This is a genomic window from Massilia sp. CCM 8734 (assembly GCF_011682155.1).
Lineage (GTDB): Bacteria > Pseudomonadota > Gammaproteobacteria > Burkholderiales > Burkholderiaceae_D > Telluria_A > Telluria_A rubra.
This window is the reverse complement of the sequence record NZ_WHJI01000032.1, coordinates 48,023-68,961: the sequence shown is the minus strand read 5'-3', so window position 1 is coordinate 68,961 and position 20,939 is coordinate 48,023. Positions and strand designations below refer to the sequence as shown.

12 protein-coding genes are annotated in these 20,939 nt (G+C 65.5%); 5 read left to right on the top strand and 7 right to left on the bottom strand.

What is annotated here, in order from left to right; genetic code table 11:
- From F2P46_RS24920 to F2P46_RS24905, 4 genes are all read right to left on the bottom strand, one after another.
- Positions 1-471, bottom strand: coding sequence for a penicillin-insensitive murein endopeptidase (locus F2P46_RS24920; RefSeq protein ID WP_166895275.1), 471 nt, complete (start codon positions 469-471; stop codon positions 1-3).
- Between the two features lie 208 nt (positions 472-679).
- Positions 680-2,512, bottom strand: coding sequence for a DUF885 domain-containing protein (locus tag F2P46_RS24915; protein ID WP_229509452.1), 1,833 nt, complete (start codon positions 2,510-2,512; stop codon positions 680-682).
- Between the two features lie 298 nt (positions 2,513-2,810).
- The gene (locus F2P46_RS24910; RefSeq protein WP_166895273.1) at positions 2,811-3,140 is read right to left on the bottom strand and encodes a DUF3817 domain-containing protein; all 330 of its coding nucleotides are present in this window, start codon (positions 3,138-3,140) and stop codon (positions 2,811-2,813) included.
- 56 nt (positions 3,141-3,196) lie between these two features.
- Positions 3,197-3,865 (bottom strand): transcriptional regulator, encoded by a 669-nt coding sequence (locus F2P46_RS24905; protein ID WP_166895271.1) that lies wholly within the window; start codon positions 3,863-3,865, stop codon positions 3,197-3,199.
- A gap of 71 nt (positions 3,866-3,936) precedes the next feature.
- Between F2P46_RS24905 and F2P46_RS24900 the strand changes: the two genes are divergently transcribed.
- The 3 genes from F2P46_RS24900 to F2P46_RS24890 all read left to right on the top strand — a co-directional run bounded on the left by F2P46_RS24900 (position 3,937) and on the right by F2P46_RS24890 (position 5,892).
- Complete coding sequence (locus F2P46_RS24900; RefSeq protein ID WP_166895269.1) at positions 3,937-5,370, top strand: MFS transporter; 1,434 nt, start codon at positions 3,937-3,939, stop codon at positions 5,368-5,370.
- The gene (locus tag F2P46_RS24895) at positions 5,367-5,513 is read left to right on the top strand and encodes a hypothetical protein (RefSeq protein WP_166895267.1); all 147 of its coding nucleotides are present in this window, start codon (positions 5,367-5,369) and stop codon (positions 5,511-5,513) included. Before F2P46_RS24900 ends, F2P46_RS24895 begins: the two co-directional genes overlap by 4 nt.
- A 73-nt stretch (positions 5,514-5,586) precedes the next feature.
- The gene (locus tag F2P46_RS24890; protein WP_208296763.1) at positions 5,587-5,892 is read left to right on the top strand and encodes a tetratricopeptide repeat protein; all 306 of its coding nucleotides are present in this window, start codon (positions 5,587-5,589) and stop codon (positions 5,890-5,892) included.
- A gap of 17 nt (positions 5,893-5,909) precedes the next feature.
- Here F2P46_RS24890 and F2P46_RS24885 read toward each other — a convergent pair whose 3' ends face one another.
- From F2P46_RS24885 to F2P46_RS24875, 3 genes are all read right to left on the bottom strand, one after another.
- Complete coding sequence (locus F2P46_RS24885; protein ID WP_166895265.1) at positions 5,910-7,673, bottom strand: DUF885 family protein; 1,764 nt, start codon at positions 7,671-7,673, stop codon at positions 5,910-5,912.
- Positions 7,673-8,806, bottom strand: a complete 1,134-nt coding sequence (locus tag F2P46_RS24880; RefSeq protein ID WP_166895263.1) for a branched-chain amino acid ABC transporter substrate-binding protein — start codon at positions 8,804-8,806, stop codon at positions 7,673-7,675. Before F2P46_RS24880 ends, F2P46_RS24885 begins: the two co-directional genes overlap by 1 nt.
- A gap of 68 nt (positions 8,807-8,874) precedes the next feature.
- Positions 8,875-9,360, bottom strand: coding sequence for an Lrp/AsnC family transcriptional regulator (locus F2P46_RS24875; protein ID WP_166895261.1), 486 nt, complete (start codon positions 9,358-9,360; stop codon positions 8,875-8,877).
- 127 nt (positions 9,361-9,487) lie between these two features.
- On the opposite strand from F2P46_RS24875, the gene F2P46_RS24870 reads away from it, so the two are divergent.
- Together F2P46_RS24870 and F2P46_RS24865 are read left to right on the top strand one after the other, a co-directional pair.
- Positions 9,488-11,587, top strand: a complete 2,100-nt coding sequence (locus F2P46_RS24870; RefSeq protein ID WP_166895259.1) for an aminotransferase class V-fold PLP-dependent enzyme — start codon at positions 9,488-9,490, stop codon at positions 11,585-11,587.
- Between the two features lie 272 nt (positions 11,588-11,859).
- A complete protein-coding gene (locus F2P46_RS24865; RefSeq protein ID WP_368737955.1) occupies positions 11,860-20,595 on the top strand; it encodes a glucoamylase family protein in 8,736 nt (2,911 codons plus the stop codon).
- Positions 20,596-20,939: the final 344 nt, after the last annotated feature.

Below are 20,939 nucleotides of genomic sequence, written 5' to 3'. Positions count from 1 at the left end.
CTATCCTTTTAACGTCAAGGCCACATGGAAGTGATCGTCATGCCCTCTGTCTCTCCGGACGCCTTTGATCGCCAGATCATTAAACAGGATTTCACGAACATGAGCAGCTTGCTTAAACATCGCAATCAGCTTGGCTGTCGCCGCTTGATCATACTCCCGATCCCAGTAAGAACATGGCTTTCGTTCTTTATCCTTTCTGATCAGTCTGATATCCACCTGAAGGCCATCCCGGTGGCTTCGATGATCAGGATGCTTCGCTCCATTGGCCAGACTTATGTTTCCAACACCAAATTTTCTCTTGTCGCAACCCGCCCAGCGAAATGCAATTTGCTGGATCATCGAAATGAGTTCGGGATGCGCGTATTGGCTGCGACCTGCGTCAGGCGTTCCATATGAGTAATACCCGCCACCTTCATATCCTTGTGGCAGCACAAAGAAACGTCGCGAATCTTGAGTTGGTGTTCCCGTCATAACAACTCTCCCTAAAGCAAAATTGCGTATAGGAATTATCGTTTCTGCGCCCCGGTCGTAGCGTGATATTGCTCAATTGCCGGGCTGAGCACATGCGATGTCTGAGTATCAGTGGAATAGCCGCTTATTGGCCGTGCTTTTCCAGCTTCAGCATCTGAGTGGAACGATTTACTGATGCATGCGGTCTGGCCGCATGCATAGCCCCTGCTTACTTGTTCTTTTCGATCCAGCGATCGACCTTCGCTTCCAGCAGCGACAGCGGCAAGGTGCCGTCTTCGAGCACGATCTCGTGGAACTTGGGCAGGCTGAATTTGTCGCCCAGCGCTGCTTCGGCGCGGCGCCGCAGTTCGGTGATCTTGAGCGCGCCGATCTTGTAGCCGAGCGCCTGCCCCGGCCACACCATATAGCGCTCGGTCTCGCTTTTGGCCATCGATTCCGGGAATCCCAGCGTGTCGCGCATGTACTGGATCGACTGCTCGCGCGTCCAGCCCTTGGCGTGCATGCCGGTATCGACCACCAGCCGCACCGCGCGCAGCATTTCGTCGTTCAGGTGGCCGAAATAATCCTCCGGCTTGTCGAACAGGCCCATCTCCTTGCCCAGGGTTTCGGCGTACAGCGCCCAGCCCTCGGTGTAGGCCGTGTTGCCGCTGAACTTGCGGAACTTGGGCAGATCCAGTTCCTGCAGCAGGGCGATGTGGAAGTGGTGGCCCGGCTGCCCCTCGTGCAGGAACAGGGTCACCATGCCGGTGCTGCCGTACTGGGTCGGATCGTTCACCACCGACCAGAACACGCCCGGACGCGAGCCGTCCATGGCCGGCGCCGAGTAATGGTCGGAGGCCGTCGCGCGCGACAGTTCGGGTTCGAGGCGCAGGTCCAGCGGCGCCTTCGGCATCAGGGTGAACAAGGCCGGCAGCTTGGTGCGCAGCAGCGCATCGAGCTTGCGGTACACGTCGATGACTTCCTGGTCGGTCTTGAACGGCTTGAATTTTGCCTGCTGCGACACCCACGCCGGCAGTTCCGCCGCCGGCCCGGTGTAGCCCATCTTCGGCCCCACCACGGCGTATTCGCCCTGGATGCGCGCCACTTCCTTCAAGCCGATGGCATGGATCTGCTCCGGCGTGAGATTGGTGGTGGTGCGCACCGCCACGCTCTTTTCGTACCACTCCTTCCCCTCGGGCAGTGCGCTCCAGCCGGTGCTGGTGCGCGCGGCCGGCAGGTATTCCTTCTCGATGAAGGTGGCCAGGCGCGCCAGCGCCGGCGCCAGGCTGGCGTCGATCGCCTTGCGGTAGCCGGCCGTCAGCTGCGCCTTGTCGGCGGCCGAAAAACTGGCCGGCATATTGCGGATCGGGGTGTAGTAAATGCTCTCTTCGGCCCTGGCGCTGACCAGCTTCTGGTACTGCGGCAGCATCGATACCACCGCCGCGCGCGGCAAGGTCACGTTCACGCGCATCCCTTCGCGCATGTTGACGATGGCCTGGTCGATCCACGCCGGCAGCTGCGTCAGGCGGTTCAGGTAAGCCTTGTACTGCTTGACCGTCTTCAGGGGCTGGGCGGCGTCGCCGCCGGCGTAGTTGGCGATGGTGACCGGCATGCCGTCCATCTGGTTCAGCGGCAGCATCAGTTCCGGCAGGTTGGAAAACGACAGCAGGCTGTTCAACTCGAATTCAAGCACGTCGTAGTTGGTTTGCGAGCGCAGGTCGAGCGCGCGCCGGTCCAGCGCATGCAGGCGGTTCAGGAAGACGTTGTAGCGCGCGTTCTGGCGCGCGCGCTCTTTGGGGCCGATGCTCATGCCGACCTGGTCGTCGAAGCGATTGTCGCCGCGTTCGGTGGCGTCGACCGGATCGAAGCGCGCCAGCGCTTCGTAGTAGTCGGCGGCCAGCGTGGCTAGCTGCTTTTTGGCCTGGGCCGATAGCACGCCCGATACCTTACTGGCCAGCGGCGCGGCCGGCGGCGCGGCGAGCGCCACGGCGGGCGTCAGGGCGGTTGCCAAGGTCAGCATCAGCGCCGTCCACAACGCGGTCCTGGCAAGAGTTTTATGCATAATAATTATCCGGTAAAAATGAATGCGGCAGTCAGGATACGCCTTTTCCCGGTCGGGTAACGCCCCCTGGCAAGCCGATAGATTTGCCCGATCGCCAGCGCATGCACGAGTGGAAATTTGTATTGTCGCCCCAATGCGTGCGGGCGTATGATCGACGCCAGACGACGTCTCCCGCCGCGCCGGCAAACTGCGAGAATGCCGGCCGGGCCAGGCAAGCCCGCTTACGGTTCTGCGCACCATGTCCGGGGCCTCTGCCATTCGAGCCGCTCTCCGTGTTGTCGGGAGCGGCTTTGTTTTGTCAGCGCGCCGCTGGCGCTTCGGTCAGCATGCCGCGCCGCTTGTACCAGATTTCGAGCGGAATCGTCACCAGCGGCGGCACCGCGGCCAGTACGGCGATCAGGGTGGCCCACCACGGCCAGCGCAGGCGCAGCGCGGCCAGCACCGTCACCACCACGTAAAACATGAACGCAAAGCCGTGCAGGCGGCCGAACAGCCACACGCCCAGGTCGGTCGTCTCGGTCGTATATTTGAGGAACATGCCGATCAACAGGCCGGTCCAGGTCAGGCCTTCGATCAGGCAGGCGGCGACGAACAGCTTGCCGATGCCGGTGGGTTTGTTGTTTGTCATGTCAGCTCCGCGATTGTTTCAGATGCGCGAAGCATAGACCACTCTGGCTGAGTCCATCAAGCAAGTTTTTGTAGCGGCGCGATCCGGTAAACACAGCGCGTGGCGCCCGCCAGCACATGCTGCTCGCGCGTCACGCTCGCGCCGGGACCGGCGATCTCGGCGAACAGCTGCAACTCGGAGCGGCAAAAGCCCTGGCAGGTGCGCGCCGCCACGCAGATCGGGCAATGGTCTTCGATCAGCAGCCAGCCCTGCGCGTCGGCCTCGATGCGCGCCATATAGCCTTCCTCGGTGCGGATCGCCGCCAGTTGCGCCAGGCGCTCCGGCACGGTAGCGCCGTGGCAGGCTTGCTGGTACAGCAGGCGCGCTTCGTTCTCGCGTTGCGCCACCAGTTTATCCAACCCTTCTTCGCCGAACAACTGGCGGATCGATCCGATCAGCTGCACCGTCATCTGCGCGTGCGTGTCCGGGAAGCGCCGGTTGCCGGCGTCGGTCAGCACCCAGTCCTGGCGCGGCCGCCCGACCCCGGCCGCATCCTGCTGGCGGCCCTCGATGAAACCCGCCGCAACCAGCTTCTGCACCTGCTGGCGCGCCGCTTCCGGCGTCATTTCCAGCATCTGCGCCAGTCGCGCGGTGGGGCTCGGCCCCTTCGACTTGATGAAGAACAGGATGCGCTCGGCGGGCTTGCCCTCGGCCGAGTTATCCAACGATTTGCTTGCGTAATTCACGGCTCAGCCTTATTATCCAAACGTTTTCTTGCATATTAAGCCAATCCCGAAGTCCTGTCGATCAAAGAACCATGAACACTGCCTCATCCGCTACCAGCACCACCACTGCCTCCTGGGGCGCCCTGTTTTCCGGCCAAAACGGCTTGCTGGCCCTGGCCCTGACCGGGGGCGTGGCGCTGCATGCGATTAACGTCCACATCGTCACCACCGTGCTGCCGTCGGTGGTGCGCGATATCGGGGGCCTGGACTGGTACGCGTGGAACACTACCTTGTTCGTGGTGGCCTCGATCATCGGCGCGGCACTGTCGGTGCGCCTGCTGGCCGGCGCCGGCCCGCGCGGGGCCTGCCTGGCGGCGCTCGGCATCTTCGCGCTCGGCTCGGCCGCCTGCGCCGGCGCGAGCTCGATGCCGTGGATGCTGGCCGGGCGCAGCGTGCAGGGCCTGGGCGGAGGTGCCCTGGCGGCCCTGAGCTACTCGCTCATTCGCGTGGTGTTCCCGGCGCCCCTGTGGCCGCGCGCGGTGGCGCTGGTGTCGGGCATGTGGGGCGTGGCTACCTTGTGCGGGCCGGCCGTGGGCGGCCTGTTTGCCCAGTCCGGGCACTGGCGCTGGGCCTTCTGGACCCTGCTGCCGGTGGCCCTGCTGCAAGCCATGCTGGTGGCCGCGCGATTGCGTCCGGCCGCCGGCCCATCCGCCAAGCCCGTGATTCCGGTGGCGCAGATCGCCCTGCTGGCCGCCTCCGTGCTGGCGGTGGCCGCCGGCGGCTTGTCGCGCGCGCTGGCGTGGCAGGGCGCCGGCGTGGTTGCCGGCATCGCGCTCGGGGCGGCGGTGATCGTCGTCGAACGCAGGTCCACGGTGCGCCTGCTGCCATCCGCGACCTGCGAACTGGCCTCGCCACTGGGCGCGGTGTATGCCAGCGTGGCCCTGCTCCTGGTCGGCACCACCACCGAAATCTACGTACCCTACTTTTTGCAGACCCTGCACGGCTACACGCCGCTGGCCGCCGGCTACCTGGCGGCGGCCATGGCGGCCGGCTGGAGCTTCAGTTCCATGCTCTCGTCCGGCCGCCAGGGCGCGGGCGCGCTGACTATGCTGCGCGCCGGCCCGCTGCTGGGCGCCGTCAGCCTGCTGGCCCTGGCCCTGCTGGTGCCGGCCGCCGATGCGCTCTCGCCCGGCATGCTGATGCTGTTGTACGGCGCGGCGCTGGCCGCCGCCGGCGCCGGCGTGGGCCTCGGCTGGCCGCACCTGCTCACGCGCGTGCTGACCCTGGCGCCGGCGGGCGAGGGCGGCCTGGCCTCGGCGGCGATCACCACCGTGCAGTTATATGGCATGGCGATCGGCGCGGCGGTGGCGGGGCTGGTGGCCAATGCCGCCGGCCTCACCGAGCCGGGAGGCAAGGCAGGTGCGCAATCGGCGGCGCTGTGGCTGTTCGCCAGCTTTGCGCTGGCGCCCGCACTGGCGGCGCTGCTGGCGCGCCGGATCGCCCACAAACAAGGAGAAGGCGCATGAGCGGTTCGACATCCATCTGGCTGTTCCAGTCGGTGCATGCGGTCGGCCTGTCGGCCTGGTTGTCGATCGCCGTCATCAATAACCTGCATGCCTTTGCCGGGTCGGCCGGGGCGGTCGGGGCCACTATGAGCCTATCTCAGTAGATCGGAGTCGCTGCTGGCGCGCGCCATCGCTGGCCTTTTTGCTGTTTAACCTGCCGCTGGCATAAGGAGAGCGATGCGCGAACAACTCGAAAAACTGCTGGCGTCGGGGCGCGACAACGCCTTGCTGCGTTTCGGCCTGGGTAACGCCTGCCTGAAAGACGGCGACGCTGCGGCGGCGGCCCTGCATTTGCAGCAGGCGACAGAGCAAAACCCGTTTCATTCGGCCGCCTGGAAGCTGCTCGGCAAAGCCCTGCAAGCGCTCGGCCGGCTGGACGACGCCGAAGCGGCATGGAACACAGGACTGGAGGTCGCCGTAAAGCAGGGCGACATCCAGGCCGCGCGCGAAATGACGGTGTTCCTCAAGCGCTTGCGGCGCTGAGGTTCAGCGATACCCCCCTACTTGTAGAAGCGCCAGAGCGGCTTGAAGTCGCGCGCCACTTTCTCGTTCTTCAGCCGCGCGCGTACCAGTTCGATCGGCAGCATACCGCCGTCGAGAATGCGGTCGTGGTAGTCCAGCAGCGTCATCTTGCCGCTGTCGACCAGTTCGCGTTTCAGTTCGCGCAGCTGGAGCGCGCCGACCATGTAGCCGGCTTGGTACAGCGGCGGATAATCGCCATTGAACGAGCGCCGCACTTCGGCGCGCGCATTGTCCGGCTCATGGCCGACGCGCTGGATCAGCATCTCGACCGCCTGCTCGGGCGTGACTTTACCCATGTGAAAACCGAGCGAAAACAGGATGCGCGCCGCCCTGTGATTACGCCAGAACATCATCCCGATGCGGTCTTCCGGCGTGACCGCGAAGTTGCGCTCGTAGAGCAGCATTTCCCAGTACACGGCCCAGCCTTCGACATAGAAGGGCGTATCGAACAGGCGGCGCTGCGGCTGGTAGCGCTCGGACATGAACATCTGCAGGTGGTGGCCGGGAATGAGTTCGTGCTGCACGGTCGCGCGCGAAAAGTGCGGGTTGTTGCCGCGCATGGACATCATTTTCTGCTCGTGCGTCATGTCGGCCGTGGGGTAAGACACCAGGATCGTGTCGCCGCCCAAAAAGAAGGGGTTGATCAACTGGCTTTCGGGCGAGAGCATGTCCATGCGCCAGCTGCGGCGCGCCACTTCCGGCACCGTCACCAGCTTGTTGGCCGCCATGTAGTCGATCGCTTCCTTGGCCAGGCGCCGCACCATGGCCGGCTGCTCGCCCGGCGCCACGTACATGGTTTTCACCTTTTCCATGGCCGCGTGCCAGTCGCTGCCGAAGCCCATCTCGGCCGAGGCCTTGCGCAGTTCCGCCTCGCCCCAGGCCAGCTCTTTTTCGGCCAGCGCCATCAGTTCTTCCGGCGTGTACGGGATCATTTCGCGCTGCAGGGCGCTGACCAGGCCATCGCGCCCGATCGGGTCGCCCGTCACATTGAGCAGTTTGGCCGAGGCCTTGCCGACCAGCCGTTCGTTCAGGCTGGCCGCGTACTCGCCCATGGCCCTGTCCAGGTCGGCGTAGGGTCGCTTGACCCACCAGGTCAGCTGCGGATCGTAGCCTTCGTAGTAGCCGTACCAGGCTTTCAGGTCGCGCGCGGTGGTGGCCAGCACCTGCACGGCGCGGTTGGCCACGCTGCGGGACGCCATCGGTTTGCGCGCGTTGATGTCGGGCCCCGCCAGCAGCGCTTCGTGCGCCTTGCGCACCGCCACCAGCGCTTGCTGCAGAATCACCGCGCTGGCCGCGCCATCCTGCGCCTGCATCACGCGGCGCGCTTCGGCCAGGTCGATCAAGGGGCGCGCGAACGGCGCTAACGGCTCCGCTTCGGTAAAGCGCCGGCGCTGGGCCGCCAGTTCGCGCATCTCGAAGTCGATCTGGTTGCGCATCATGACCACGTCGATGCGGTCTTCCACGCCGTAGCTGTCGAACGGCAGCGCGTCGAGCGCCGCCCGCCACTGCGTGAAGAACTCCTGCATCTGGCGCGCGCGTGCCGTGCCGTTGGCCACGGTGTACAGTTTGTCGAGACTGGCGTAATCGAGCTGGAAGCGCTGGATAAAGGCCGGCATCGCCTGCTGCGCGACGGCGAAATGGGACAGCGGCGGCGTCAAGGAGGCCGGCGTCTGGGCGGCGGCGTGCGTGGCCAGGCCGGCCGCGCCGAGCGCCGCCGCCAGCAGCAGAAGGGAGCCGCGCATCAGTAAGTGGCCAGCGCGGAAGGCACGCCGTTCTTGAAGGTGTAGACGGTGACGGCCGACTGCTTCATGTTGCCCTTGTCATCGTAGGCGTAGTTGCCCACCACGCCCTTGTAGCTGCCGGCGCGCATGGCGGCGGCCACCACCGACGGATCGAGCGAATTGGCCGACTTCATGGCCTGCGCGATGAACATGGCCTGGTCGTAGAACGAGGCCGCGTACACGTCGGGCGCCTGCTTGAAGCGCGCCTTGTAGCGGGCCTGGAAGGCCGGGCCGTCGGCTTGCTTTTCCAGGATCGCGCCGCCTTGCGCACAGAGCACGTTCTCGCCGACGGCGTCGCCCCCGAGCTTGGCCATTTCGGGGCTGCACAGGGTGTCGCCGCCGAGCAGTTTGGCTTTCAGGCCGAGCGCGCGCATCTGGCGCGCCATCGGTGCGCCCTGGGGCGCGTAGCCGCCGAAGAAGATCGCATCGACGTTCTTCGACTTGAGCTTGGTCAGGATGGCGGCGAAATCGGTCGCCTTGTCGGTCGTGAACTCGTGGCCCGCCACGGTGATGCCGGACGCCTTGGCCTGCTTGACGAACTCCATCGCGATGCCCTGGCCGAAGGCGGTGCGGTCATCGATCACGCCGATGGTTTTCAGTTTCAACTGCTTGGCCGCGTAGCCGGCCATCGAGGCGCCGAGCTGGGTGTCGCTGGCGACGATGCGGAACACGCCGCTGTAGCCGCTTTGCGTGACCTTCGGATTGGTGCCGACGGTGGACATGAGCGCGCCGGCGTCGTTGTAGACGCGCGAGGCGGGAATGGCCACGCCCGAGTTGTAGGGGCCGAGCACGAAGCGCACGCCGGCGTCGACCAGTTTTTGCGCGACCACCACGCCCGCTTTCGGATCGCCCTGGTCATCTTCGGACTTGAGTTCGAACTTGATCGCCTTGCCACCGATGCTGATTTTTTTGGCGTTGAGTTCTTCGAGCGCGAGGCGCACGCCGTTTTCGTTATCCTTGCCGGCAAAGGCGTTGGCGCCCGAGAGCGGGCCGGTGACGCCGATCTTGACGACCTGCTCCTGCGCCAGCGCGGTTTGCGACACCAGCAGCAAAGCGGCTGCGGCGAAAGGAATGCTGTAGTTGTTCGATGCCATGCGTTTGTCTCTCCTCTGGTCTGGACAGCGGCATCATCGCACGATTCCGGGCAATTTTATATGCTGATTTAGGCGGGCAAGCGCTTCGAAATGAGGTCGAGCGGCAGCGCCGTGGTGTACTTGATCTGCTCCATCGAAAACGCCGACGACACGCCGGTGATGTGCGCCGTCTTGATCAGTTTCTTGTAAAAGCGGTCGTAGCCGCCGATGTCGGTGGTGACCACCTTGAGCAGGTAGTCGACGTCGCCGCTCATGCGGTGAAACTCCATGACCTCGGGCAGGGCGATGACGGCGGCGGCGAAGCGGGCCAGCCATTTTTCATCGTGTTCGGTGGTGCGCACGCTGACGAACACGGTGACCGGCAGGCCGACCTTGTCCCGGTCGATGATGCTCACGCGGCTCTGGATGTAGCCTTCTTCTTCCAGCCGCTTGACGCGCTTCCAGCACGGGGTGCTGGACAAACCGATCTTTTCGCTCAGGCCCGCGATCGACAGGGTGCCATCGGCCTGCAAGGCCGCGAGGATGGCGCAATCATACTTATCGAGAGAACTCATTCTGCTTTCTGCTGAAATGTGAGATGAATATGCTAAACGAGTACGTATTTGAGCAAACTTTGGCATATTTTCTCACGTTTTAGCCGATAACATATCACGCAAGAATGACACCTCCATATCAGCCGCCATGCATACCGAAATCTACCTTGACGCAAACGCCACATCGGCCGTCCATCCGGCAGCGCTTGCCGCCGCCACGCAGGCCATGCGCGACTGCTACGGGAACCCCAGCAGCAGTCACGCCACCGGCCTGAAAGCGAAGGCCATGCTCGACGGCGTGCGCACACTGGCGCGCCGCGTGCTCGGCGCGGGCCAGGGCAGGCTGACGTTTACCAGCGGCGCCACCGAAGGCATCCAGACCGCCGTGCTGTCGGCGCTGTGCGAGGTGCGCGCGCGCCGCGCCAGGGGCGAAGCGACGGGCGAGCTGCTGTTGTACGGCGCCACCGAACACAAGGCGGTGCCCGAGAGCCTGGCGCACTGGAATACGCTGCTCGGCACCAACCTCGAACTGCGCGCCCTGCCGGTCGATGGTGACGGGCGCCATCGCCTCGACGTGCTGCGCGAACTGGCGCCGCGCGCCGCCTTGGTCTGTACCATGGCCGCGAATAACGAAAGCGGCGTCATTTCCGACCTGGCCGGCATCGAGGCGCTCTTGCGCGAATGCGCGCCAACAGCGCTGTGGATGGTCGACAGCGTGCAGGCGCTCGGCAAACTGTCGCTCGACCTGGCCGCGACCCGCATCGACTACGCGCCGTTCTCTGGCCACAAGCTGTACGCGCCCAAAGGCATCGGCATGCTGTATGTGCGCGATGGCGCGCCGTACACCGCGCTGATGATGGGCGGCGGGCAGGAGTCGGGCCAGCGTTCCGGCACCGAGAACATGAGCGGCATCGCCGCCCTGGGCGCGGTGCTGGCGGCGCTGATTGATGGCGCCAGCTTTCGCAGCCATGCGCAACTGGTGCGCATGCGCGAACGCCTGGCCGTGGCTTTGCGCGAGGCCCTGCCCGGCATCGTGTTCAACGCGCCGTTCGCCACCAGCCTGCCGACCACCCTCAATTTTTCGGTACCCGGCCTGGCCGGCAAGGAGCTGCTCGACCTGTTCGACGCCGCCGGCGTGCGCGTGAGCGCGGGGTCGGCCTGTTCGGCGGCCAAGGCCGCGCCCAGCTACGTGCTGGCCGCCATGGACCTGGCGCCGTGGCGCTGCGCGGCGGCGGTGCGCATGTCGTTCGGGCCGATGGCGGACGACGCCTTGATCGACGCCGCCTGCGAGCGCATCGCCCGTTGCGGCGCGGCCCTGCGCGCCAGTTGCCTGGTGCCGTCGGCCATGCCCGCAGCCGATGGCGACGGCGTGATTCAACTCGGCTTCGACGGCGCCTGCACCTGGCTGCTGCTCGACGCCGCCAGCCGCACCTGCGCCATCGTCAATCCGCTGGCGCCGCTGGCGGCGCGCATCAATGACTTCGTGCGCTGCCAGGGCTACCGCGTGCGCGCGGTGATCGACACCCATGGCGGCGGCACCGGGCGCGCGGCCCTGGTGGCGGCGCTGGGCGGCCAGCTGGCCGGCGGCATCAGCCACGAAGCGCTGGGCTGGCCCGCGCTGGCCGACCAGGTCACGCTCGATAACGGGCAAGCCGCCAGTGCGCTCATGTTCGGCAGCCGCCTGCTGGCGCGCGTGGAGCAGGGCATTGGCGCCAGCTACCTGTTCGGCGAGCGTTCGGCCGCGGGCCTGGCCGCCGGCGACGTGCGCTTCGCCTTCACCGGCCCCGACGCCGACATTCAACAACTGGCGGAACTGGTGTCGCGCAAGACCATCGTGTGCCAGGCCAGCGAGGCGGGCAGCCCGGCCTGCACCACCCTGCTGGCGGAACGCGGCGGCGCCATCGCGGCCGCCAACCCCTTGGCGATGCAGCTCGAGGCGCATGGCCTCGAGCGCTTCTTCAACGACCATCCCGACGCGCTGCTGATCGATGTGCGCGAAGCCTACGAACACGCGGCGGCCGATGCCGGCCACTGGCACGGCCATGCCGTCGAAAGCGTGCCTTTGTCGCGCCTGGCCGACCGCCTGTCGGTGTGGCTGCGCGCGCAAGAGCGCCCGTTGGTGTTCTTCTGCCGCAGCGGCGCGCGCAGCATCAAGGCGGCGCAGTGCCTGCACCGCCTCGGCTACCGCAACGCCTGGCATGTGGCGGGCGGGGTCGCGCTGGGCGCCGTGCTGCCGCTGGCGGCGTAAGCCGGACGCGCGGCGCGCCCGGCGCTCCTTCTCATCGGCGTTGATTGGTTTCATCGTTTGATGCTCCCTGATCATTAGCCTGGTGCCAGGCGCAATATGTCTGCCGGATTGCGTCCAAGCTGCTCAGTTTGCTCCTGACGGACCAGCCCGAAATGTTCGCTGGCGCACAGTCGCGCACGTGTCGTCGTTATAAGATTGCAACAGCCGTACGACCCGGTCGCAACTCGCTGTTCCACAGCGTGTTGGCTACTCATGCCCACGCGAGGTCTCTGTTGAACCAAGAAAACACCAAATTAGCCGACACCCTGTATGCCTGGCGCAATGTCCACGACGGCGAACGCCTTGCCGGCGATGAATTTCCCCTGCGCTCGGAACTGTTCAGTGCCGCACAAATGGCGATGCACGGCAAGCATCTGGCCACGACTCACCAGCTCAGCGAGCGCGGCGGCCCCGACCGCCTGCTGCCGCGACTGACCGAAAACGCCGCGATCATCACCGACACCTGCTCGGAGCTGACCGCCGCCATCAAGGCGGGGCGACAGATTACGCCGGCCTCCGAATGGCTGCTCGATAACTTCTACCTGGTCGAAGAGCAGATCCGCATCGCCCGGCGCCACCTGCCGAAAGACTATTCCAAGGAGTTGCCGCGCCTGTCCAATGAAGAGGCGGACGGCAACCCGCGCGTGTACCAGATCGCGCTCGAGATCATCTCGCACGGCGATGGCCGGGTCGATCCCGAGAGCCTGTCGCGTTTTGTGGACGCCTACCAGGAAGTTGCGACCCTCAAACTCGGCGAACTGTGGGCCATTCCGATCATGCTGCGCCTGGCGCTGATCGAGAACCTGCGCCGCGTGGCCGCGCGCGTGTACGACAACCGCGCCCAGCGCGACCGCGCCAACGACTGGGCTGACCAGATGGCCGAGACGGCCGAAAAAAACCCGAGCGACCTGATTTTGCTGGTGGCCGACATGGCCCGGTCCGGCCAGCCGATGAACAGCGGCTTTGTCGCCGAACTGGCGCGCCGCCTGCAGGGCCAGAGCCCCGCATTGACCCTGGCGCTGCAGTGGGTGACCACGCGCCTGGCCGACGCGGGTCTTACCATCGAACAGCAGATCCAGGCCGAAATCGGCCAGCAAGCGGCCGACCAGGTTTCGATCAGCAACAGCATCGGCAGCCTGCGCTTCCTGGGCACCATGGACTGGCAGGAGTTCGTCGAGACCATGAGCGCGGTCGAACAGACCTTGCGCCTGGACCCGGCCGGCACCTACGGCAAGATGGAGTTCGCCACGCGCGACAACTACCGCCACGTCGTCGAAAAGCTGGCCAAGCGCAGCGACTTCACCGAAGTGCAGGTGGCCGAAATCGCAGTCGAACTGGCGCTGGCGAACCGCTCGCCGACCGCCGGCGGGCTCGATGAACGCACCCGCCACATCGGCTACTACCTGATCGGCAGCGGCCAGCAACAACTCGAACAGCGCCTGGCCATACGCAATCCGCCGCTCGAAGCGTTGAACAAGAGCGGACGCGCCTCGCCGCTGTCGACCTATTTGGGCGGCATCGTCGTGCTTACCCTGCTGTTTACCGGCACCGCCATCATCCACGCGCGCGCCGACGGCGCCGACGACTGGATGCTGGCCGTGCTGGGCGTGCTGGCCCTGCTGGGATCGAGCCAGCTGGCGCTGGCGCTGGTCAACTTCATGGCCACCCAGCTCACGCGCCCGCACCCGCTTCCGCGCATGGACTTCAAAGAAGGCATTCCAAGCGACGCGCGCTCGATGGTGGTGGTGCCGACCTTGCTGTACAGCCGCGACAACGTCGCCTCGCTGTGCGAAGCGCTGGAAGTGCGTTACCTGGCCAACCGCGATCCGAACCTGCGCTTTTGCCTGCTGACCGATTTCGTCGACGCGCCCAAGCAACACATGCCGGGCGACGAGGAACTGGTCGAACAGGCGCGCGCCACCATCGCCGAACTCAATGACAAATACGGCTGCGACGTCGACGAGGAAATCCTCGGGCCCGACGGCGAGCCGACCATGTCGCGCTGCCACCTGCAGCCCTTTCTTCTGCTGCACCGTCCGCGCATGTGGAGCGCCAGCGAAAACGCCTGGATCGGCTTCGAGCGCAAGCGCGGCAAGCTGGCCGCGCTCAACGCGTTCTTGCGTGGCGGCGCGCGCGACCAGTTCTCCATGGTCGCCGGTTCCGCCGACGGCCTGGCGCACGTGCGCTACGTGATCACGCTCGATACCGACACCCAGCTGCCGCGCGACGCCGCGCGCCAGTTCATCGCCACCATGGCGCACCCGCTGAACCGTCCGACCCTCGACAAGGCCGGCCGCCGCGTGGTCGAAGGCTACGGCATCCTGCAGCCGCGCGTGGCGGCGTCGCTGCCGGGCGACACCGCCTCGCGCTACGAGCACCTGTGCGGCGGCGAACCGGGCATCGACCCGTACACCCGCACCGTCTCCGACGTGTACCAGGACGTGTTCTACGAAGGCTCTTTCGTCGGCAAGGGCATCTACGAGGTCGACACCTTCGAAACGGTGCTCGGCCACCGCCTGCCCGACAACCAGATTCTCAGCCACGACCTGCTGGAAGGCTGCTACTTGCGCGCCGGTTTGCTGAGCGACGCCCAACTGTACGAAGAATACCCGGCGCGCTACAGCGACGACGTGAGCCGGCGCCACCGCTGGATTCGCGGCGACTGGCAACTGGCCGGCTGGCTGATGCCGCGCGTGCCCGGCGCGAACGGCAAGCGCGAACCGAATCCTTTGAGCGCGCTGTCGCGCTGGAAGCTGTTCGACAACCTGCGCCGCAGCCTGATCGCCACCACCCTCACCGCCTTGCTGATCTTCAGCTGGGCCTTGATGCCAACGCCCTTGTTCTGGACCCTGGGCGTGCTGTCGGTGATCTTTTTGCCGACCTTCTTTTCCACCATGTTCGACATCATCGAAAAACCGCACGACGTGCTGTGGGAACAGCATCTGGCCACCGCCTCCAAGAGCGCGCGCCTGATGTTCGGCCACTCGGCGCTGCAACTGGCCTTCCTGCCGTACGAAGCGCACTTCAGCCTGGACGCCATCGTGCGCGCCTCGTGGCGCATGCTGGTCACGCACCGGCGCCTGCTGGAATGGCGTCCATCGAGCCTGAACCGCTCCAGCACCGACATGGAGAGCAACTGGAAGAGCATGTGGATTTCGCCGCTGCTGGCCGTGGCCACCGCGCTTTTGCTCGGCTACTTCCATCGCGCCGCGCTGCCGGTCGCCGCTCCCGTGTTGCTGCTGTGGTTCTTCGCGCCGGTGGTGGCCTGGTGGATCAGCCTTCCGCAAGAACGCGCCGCCACCGCCCTGTCGTCGCCGCAAACCATGTTCCTCGAAACGCTGGCGCGCAAAACCTGGAGCTTCTTCGAGACCTTCGTCACGGCGGAAGACAACTGGCTCGCGCCCGACAATATGCAGGAGCACCCGGTCAAGGTGGTTGCGCACCGCACCTCGCCGACCAATATCGGCATGGCGCTGCTGGCCAACCTGACCGCGTGGGACTTCGGTTTCATCACCACCGGGCGCCTGCTCAAGCGCACCCGCGACACGCTCAACACCATGGCGCGCATGGAACGCCATCAGGGGCACTTCTATAACTGGTACGACACGCTGACCTTGAATCCCCTGCACCCGATGTACGTGTCGGCGGTCGACAGCGGCAACCTGGCCGGCCACCTGCTCACGCTGGCGCCGGGCCTGACCCAGTTGGCCGACCAGCCGATCGTGGGCAAGCAAACCTTGGACGGCATCTCCATCACCCTGAACGTAGTGCAGGAGTACGCGCTTGATGCCGGGCCGGCCGTCAAGGCGGCGATCGACGCCATGCGCAGCCACCTGTCTGCCGACCGGGTACGCGAAACCGAAAGCCTGCCCGGCATGGCCGCCGAACTGGCGCGCCTGTCGGGCTGCGCCGACGCCATCCTGGCCGCCATGCATCCGGTGGGCGAGCCGAACCTGCAAGGCTGGGCCGACAAGCTCGCCGATCAGTGCCACAGCGCGCGCGACGAACTGCTGCAACTGGCGCCGTGGATGCGTTCGGCCCAGGAATACGTGGTCGACACCAGCCTGACCCGCATTCCGACCCTGCGCGAGCTGGCCAACTTCGCCCTCACCGGCAGCGCCAGCACCGACCTGGCCCCGAGCGAGCGCGAACGCCAGCAAACCCTGACCGACCTGGTCGCCCAGGGCAGCACCCGCGCCGCCCAGCGCATCGAAGATATCAACCGCATGGCGTTTGAAGCGCGCGAGTTCGCGAACATGGACTTCCGCTTCATGTACAACAGCACCACCAACCTGCTGGCGATCGGCTACAACGTGTCCGACCGTCGCCTGGATGCGGCCTGTTACGACTTGCTGGCGTCCGAAGTACGCCTGTGCAGTTTCGTCGGCATCGCGCAGGGCCAGTTCCCGCAAGAGCACTGGTTCGCGCTGGGCCGCCAGCTGTGCATCATCGGCAACGAGCAACTGCTGTTGTCGTGGAGCGGCTCGATGTTCGAGTACCTGATGCCGCTGCTGGTCATGCCGACCTACCAGAACACCTTGCTCGACCAGACCTACCGTTCGGTCGTCAACGCGCAGATCGAGTACGGCAAACAGCGCGACGTGCCGTGGGGGATTTCCGAATCCGGCTACAACACCGTCGACGCCAGCCTCAATTACCAGTACCGCGCCTTCGGCGTGCCGGGCACGGGCCTCAAGCGCGGCCTGGCGGACGACCTGGTGGTGGCGCCGTATGCGACCATGATGGGCCTGATGGTCCATCCCGACGCCGCCGTCGAGAACCTGCAGCGCATGGCCGACCTGGGCTTCATGGGCAAGTATGGTTTTTACGAAGCGATCGACTACACCGCTGCGCGCCTGCCGCGCGGCCAGACCTTCGCCGTGATCCGCTCCTTCATGGCGCACCACCAGGGCATGGGCTTCCTCGCCATGAGCTATCTGCTGCACGACCGTCCGATGCAGCGCCGCTTCGAGTCCGACCCGCTGTTCCAGGCCACCTTGCTGGTACTGCAGGAAAGGGTGCCGCGCGCCGGCGCCTTCTATTCCAACACCGCCGAACTGGCCGCCATGCGCGCCCCGGCGCAGGAAGTGTCGACCTCCGCGACCCGCATCATCACCCAGACCACCACGGTGCAGCCGGAAGTGCAGCTGCTCTCGAATGGCCGCTACCATGTGATGGTCACCAGCGCCGGCGGCAGCTACAGCCGCTGGAAAGACCTGGCCGTGACGCGCTGGCGCGAAGATGGCACCTCCGACAACTGGGGTAACTTCTGCTACGTGCGCGATGTCGAGAGCGGCCAATTCTGGTCGACTGCCTTCCAGCCAACCCTGGTCGAGCCGAAATCGTATGAAGTCATCTTCTCGGAAGGGCGCGCCGAATTCCGCCGCCATGACCGTGGGCTCGACCTGTACACCGAAATCGTGGTCTCGCCGGAAGACGACATCGAAATGCGGCGTACCCGCATTACCAACAAGTCGAACATGCGGCGCACCATCGAGTTCACCAGCTACGCCGAAGTGGTCATGGCGCCGGCCGCCGCCGACAACGCCCACCCGGCGTTCAGCAAACTGTTCGTGCAGACCGAAATCCTGCGCAACGAGAATGCCATCCTGTGCACCCGCCGTCCGCGCGCCAAGGACGAGCAGATGCCGTGGATGCTGAACCTGATGACGGTGCATGACGGCGCGCTGCTGGACGTCTCGTTCGAAACGAGCCGCAGCGAATTCCTCGGCCGCGCCAACAGCACGGTGGCCCCGCGCGCCATGCTCGAACCCCAGCCGCTGGGCGGCGGCGAAGGATCGGTGCTCGATCCGGTGGTGGCGATCCGCTACAAGGTCACGCTGGAACCCGACCAGGTGGTCGTGCTCGACGTGGTGACGGGCATGACCGACACGCGCGAGCAAGCGGTGCACCTGATCGACAAATACCAGGACCGCCATCTGGCCGACCGCGTGTTCGAACTGGCATGGACCCACAGCCAGGTCGTGCTGCGTCAATTGAACGCCACCGAAGCGGACGCGCAGCTCTACAGCCGCCTGGCCAGCACGGTGATTTATCCGAACGCCTCGCTGCGCGCCGACGCCGGCATCCTGATCCGCAACCAGCGCGGCCAGTCCGGCCTGTGGGCCTACGCCATTTCGGGCGACCTGCCGATCGTGCTGATGCAAATCAAGGACCCGGCCCACATCGACCTGGCGCGCCAGATGGTGCAGGCGCACGCGTACTGGCGCCTCAAGGGGCTGGTGGTCGACCTGGTCATCTGGTACGAAGACCAGTCGGGTTACCGCCAACTGCTGCACGACCAGATCATGGGCCTGATCGCCTCCGGCATCGACGCGCAAGCGATCGACCGCCCGGGTGGCATCTTCGTGCGCCTGCTCGACCAGATCGCGCAGGAAGACCGGGTGCTGATGCAGTCGGTGGCGCGCGTCATCATTTCCGACAGCAGCGGCACCCTGGCCGACCAGGTCAAGCGCGCCACGCCGGTGCTGTCGAAACTGCCGTTGCTGGTGGTCGAATCGCGCGGCGAGCAATACGAGCCACGGGCGAATATACCTGCGGCCGCACGCGAGCTGATCCTGCACAACGGGCTGGGAGGCTTCAGCGCCGACGGTACCGAATACGTGATCCGCACCGATGCGCAGAACCGCACGCCGGCGCCGTGGGCCAACGTGCTGGCCAACCCGAACTTCGGCAGCGTTGTGTCGGAAAGCGGCCAGGCCTACACCTGGAGCGAAAACGCGCACGAGTTCCGCCTCACGCCGTGGGAAAACGACCCTGTGTCGGACCGCAGCGGCGAGTCGTTCTATATCCGCGACGAGCAGACCGGCCGTTTCTGGTCGCCCACCGCCTTGCCGGTGCGCGCAGCCGGTGAGTACATTACCCGCCACGGCTTCGGCTACAGCGTCTTCGAGCACAGCGAAGAGGGCATTCACACCGAACTGTCCACGTTCGTCGCGCTCGACGCCTCGATCAAGTATTCGGTCATCAAGATCCGCAACGACAGCACCGTGGCGCGCCGCCTGTCGGCCACCGGCTACGTGGAGTGGGTGCTGGGCGACCTGCGCGCCAAGTCGGCGATGCACGTCACCACCGAGCAGGACCCGATGAGTGGCGCGATCTTTGCGCGCAACGCCTACAACACCGAGTTCACGGGGCGCGTGGGATTCTTCCACGTCGACGCGCAGCAGAAAACCTTTACCGCCGACCGCAACGAATTCATCGGCCGCAACCGCACGCTGGCCAGTCCGGCGGCGATGGCGCGCGCGCGCCTGTCCGGCAAGATCGGCGCCGCGCTCGATCCGTGCGCCGCGCTGCAGGTGATGGTGGAACTGCAGCCAGGCCAGGAACGCGAACTGGTGTTCATGCTCGGTGTCGGCGGCCGCCGCAATGCGGACGCCAGTGGCCTGGTGCAGAAATACAGCGGCAGCGCCGCCGCTGCGGCCTCGCTGGCGATGGTGCGCAAGCACTGGGACCACACGCTCGGCGCGATCCAGGTGCAAACGCCCGATCCATCGCTCGACGTGATCGCCAACGGCTGGCTGATGTACCAGACCATCGCCTGCCGCCTGTGGGCGCGCAGCGGCTACTACCAGTCCGGCGGCGCTTTCGGCTTCCGCGACCAGCTGCAAGATGCGATGTCGATGATCCACACCGAACCGCACCTGCTGCGCGAGCACCTGCTCATGTGTGCGGCCCACCAGTTCGTGGAAGGCGACGTGCAGCACTGGTGGCATCCGCCATCGGACCGCGGCGTGCGTACGCATTGTTCGGATGACTATCTGTGGCTGCCGCTGGCGGCGCACCGTTACGTCATCGGCACGGGCGACCGCAGCGTGCTGACCGAACCGGCGCCGTTCCTCGAAGGGCGCATGCTCAAGCAGGAAGAAGAGTCCTATTACGACATGCCGGGGCGTTCGAGCCAGACCGGCGACCTGTACGAGCACTGCGTGCGCGCGATCAAACGCGGCCTGCGCTTCGGCGAACATGGCTTGCCGCTGATCGGCACCTGCGACTGGAACGACGGCATGGACCGCGTCGGCAACGAAGGCAAGGGCGAGAGCGTGTGGCTGGCGTTCTTCCTGTACGAAGTGCTGCAGCGCTTCTCGGAAGTGGCGGTGGTGTACGGCGACCATGCCTTTGCCGACACCTGCAAAACCGAGGCGGCCACCCTGGCGGCCAATGTGGAAGCGCATGCGTGGGACGGCCAGTGGTACCGCCGCGCCTACTTCGACGACGGCACGCCGCTCGGATCGCACACCAACGACGAATGCCAGATCGATTCGATTTCGCAGAGCTGGGGTGTGATTTCGGGCGCGGCCAATCCGCAGCGCACGGCGTCGGCCATGAAGGCGGTCGACGAGCGCCTGGTGCGGCGCGACTACGGCCTGGTGCAGCTGCTCGATCCGCCGTTCGACGACGGCGTGCTCAATCCCGGCTACATCCGCGGCTACGTGCCGGGTGTGCGCGAAAACGGCGGGCAGTACACGCACGCCGCGATCTGGACCGCGATGGCGTTCGCCAAGATGGGCGACACCGAGCGCGCCTGGGAGCTGCTGCGCATGATCAATCCGGTGCAGCATGGCAGCACGCCCGAAAGCGCGGCCCTGTACAAGGTCGAGCCGTACGTGGTGGCGGCGGACGTGTATGCGGTCTCGCCGCACATCGGCCGTGGCGGGTGGAGCTGGTACACCGGTTCGTCGGGATGGATGTATCGCCTGATCGTCGAGTCGCTGCTGGGCGTGAGCCTGGCCGGCGACAAGCTGACCATGACGCCGCATCTGCCGGCCGACTGGCCGGGCTTCAAGCTGCAGTACCGCTATCGCGAGACGGTGTACGCGATTTCGGTGCAGGCCGGCGACACGGATGCGATGTCGGTCGACGGTGTGGCGCAGGAAGAAAACGTGATCCGGATGGTCGATGACGGCCGGCCGCACACGGTCGAACTGCGGGTGCGCCGCCCAGGCTAAGCCACCGCTTAACAAACCGCCGTCATTTTCAGTGGCAGGATCGTTTCCTGCCACTGAAAATGACGGCGGTTTTGCATTTGGCGCGTGTTTGTGCCGTCATGCTGGTCAGCGCCACCGCCCGGCATGCGCAACAAAGTGTCCCAATCTGGACATTTTCATGTTTCGCGCAACAAACGGTATATTTAGTTTTCCACAGGCGCATCGCGCTGCCCTACGGCAACAAGTCCCTCTCTCCCTGCTAAGTCCGCCTCCACCGCGTTGACTGTCGGCAAGTCACGTGTTGCTTCACCTAACGAAATCTCCTTTCCATCCAAAACAGACTTCTAAATGTAAATACTTTGTCA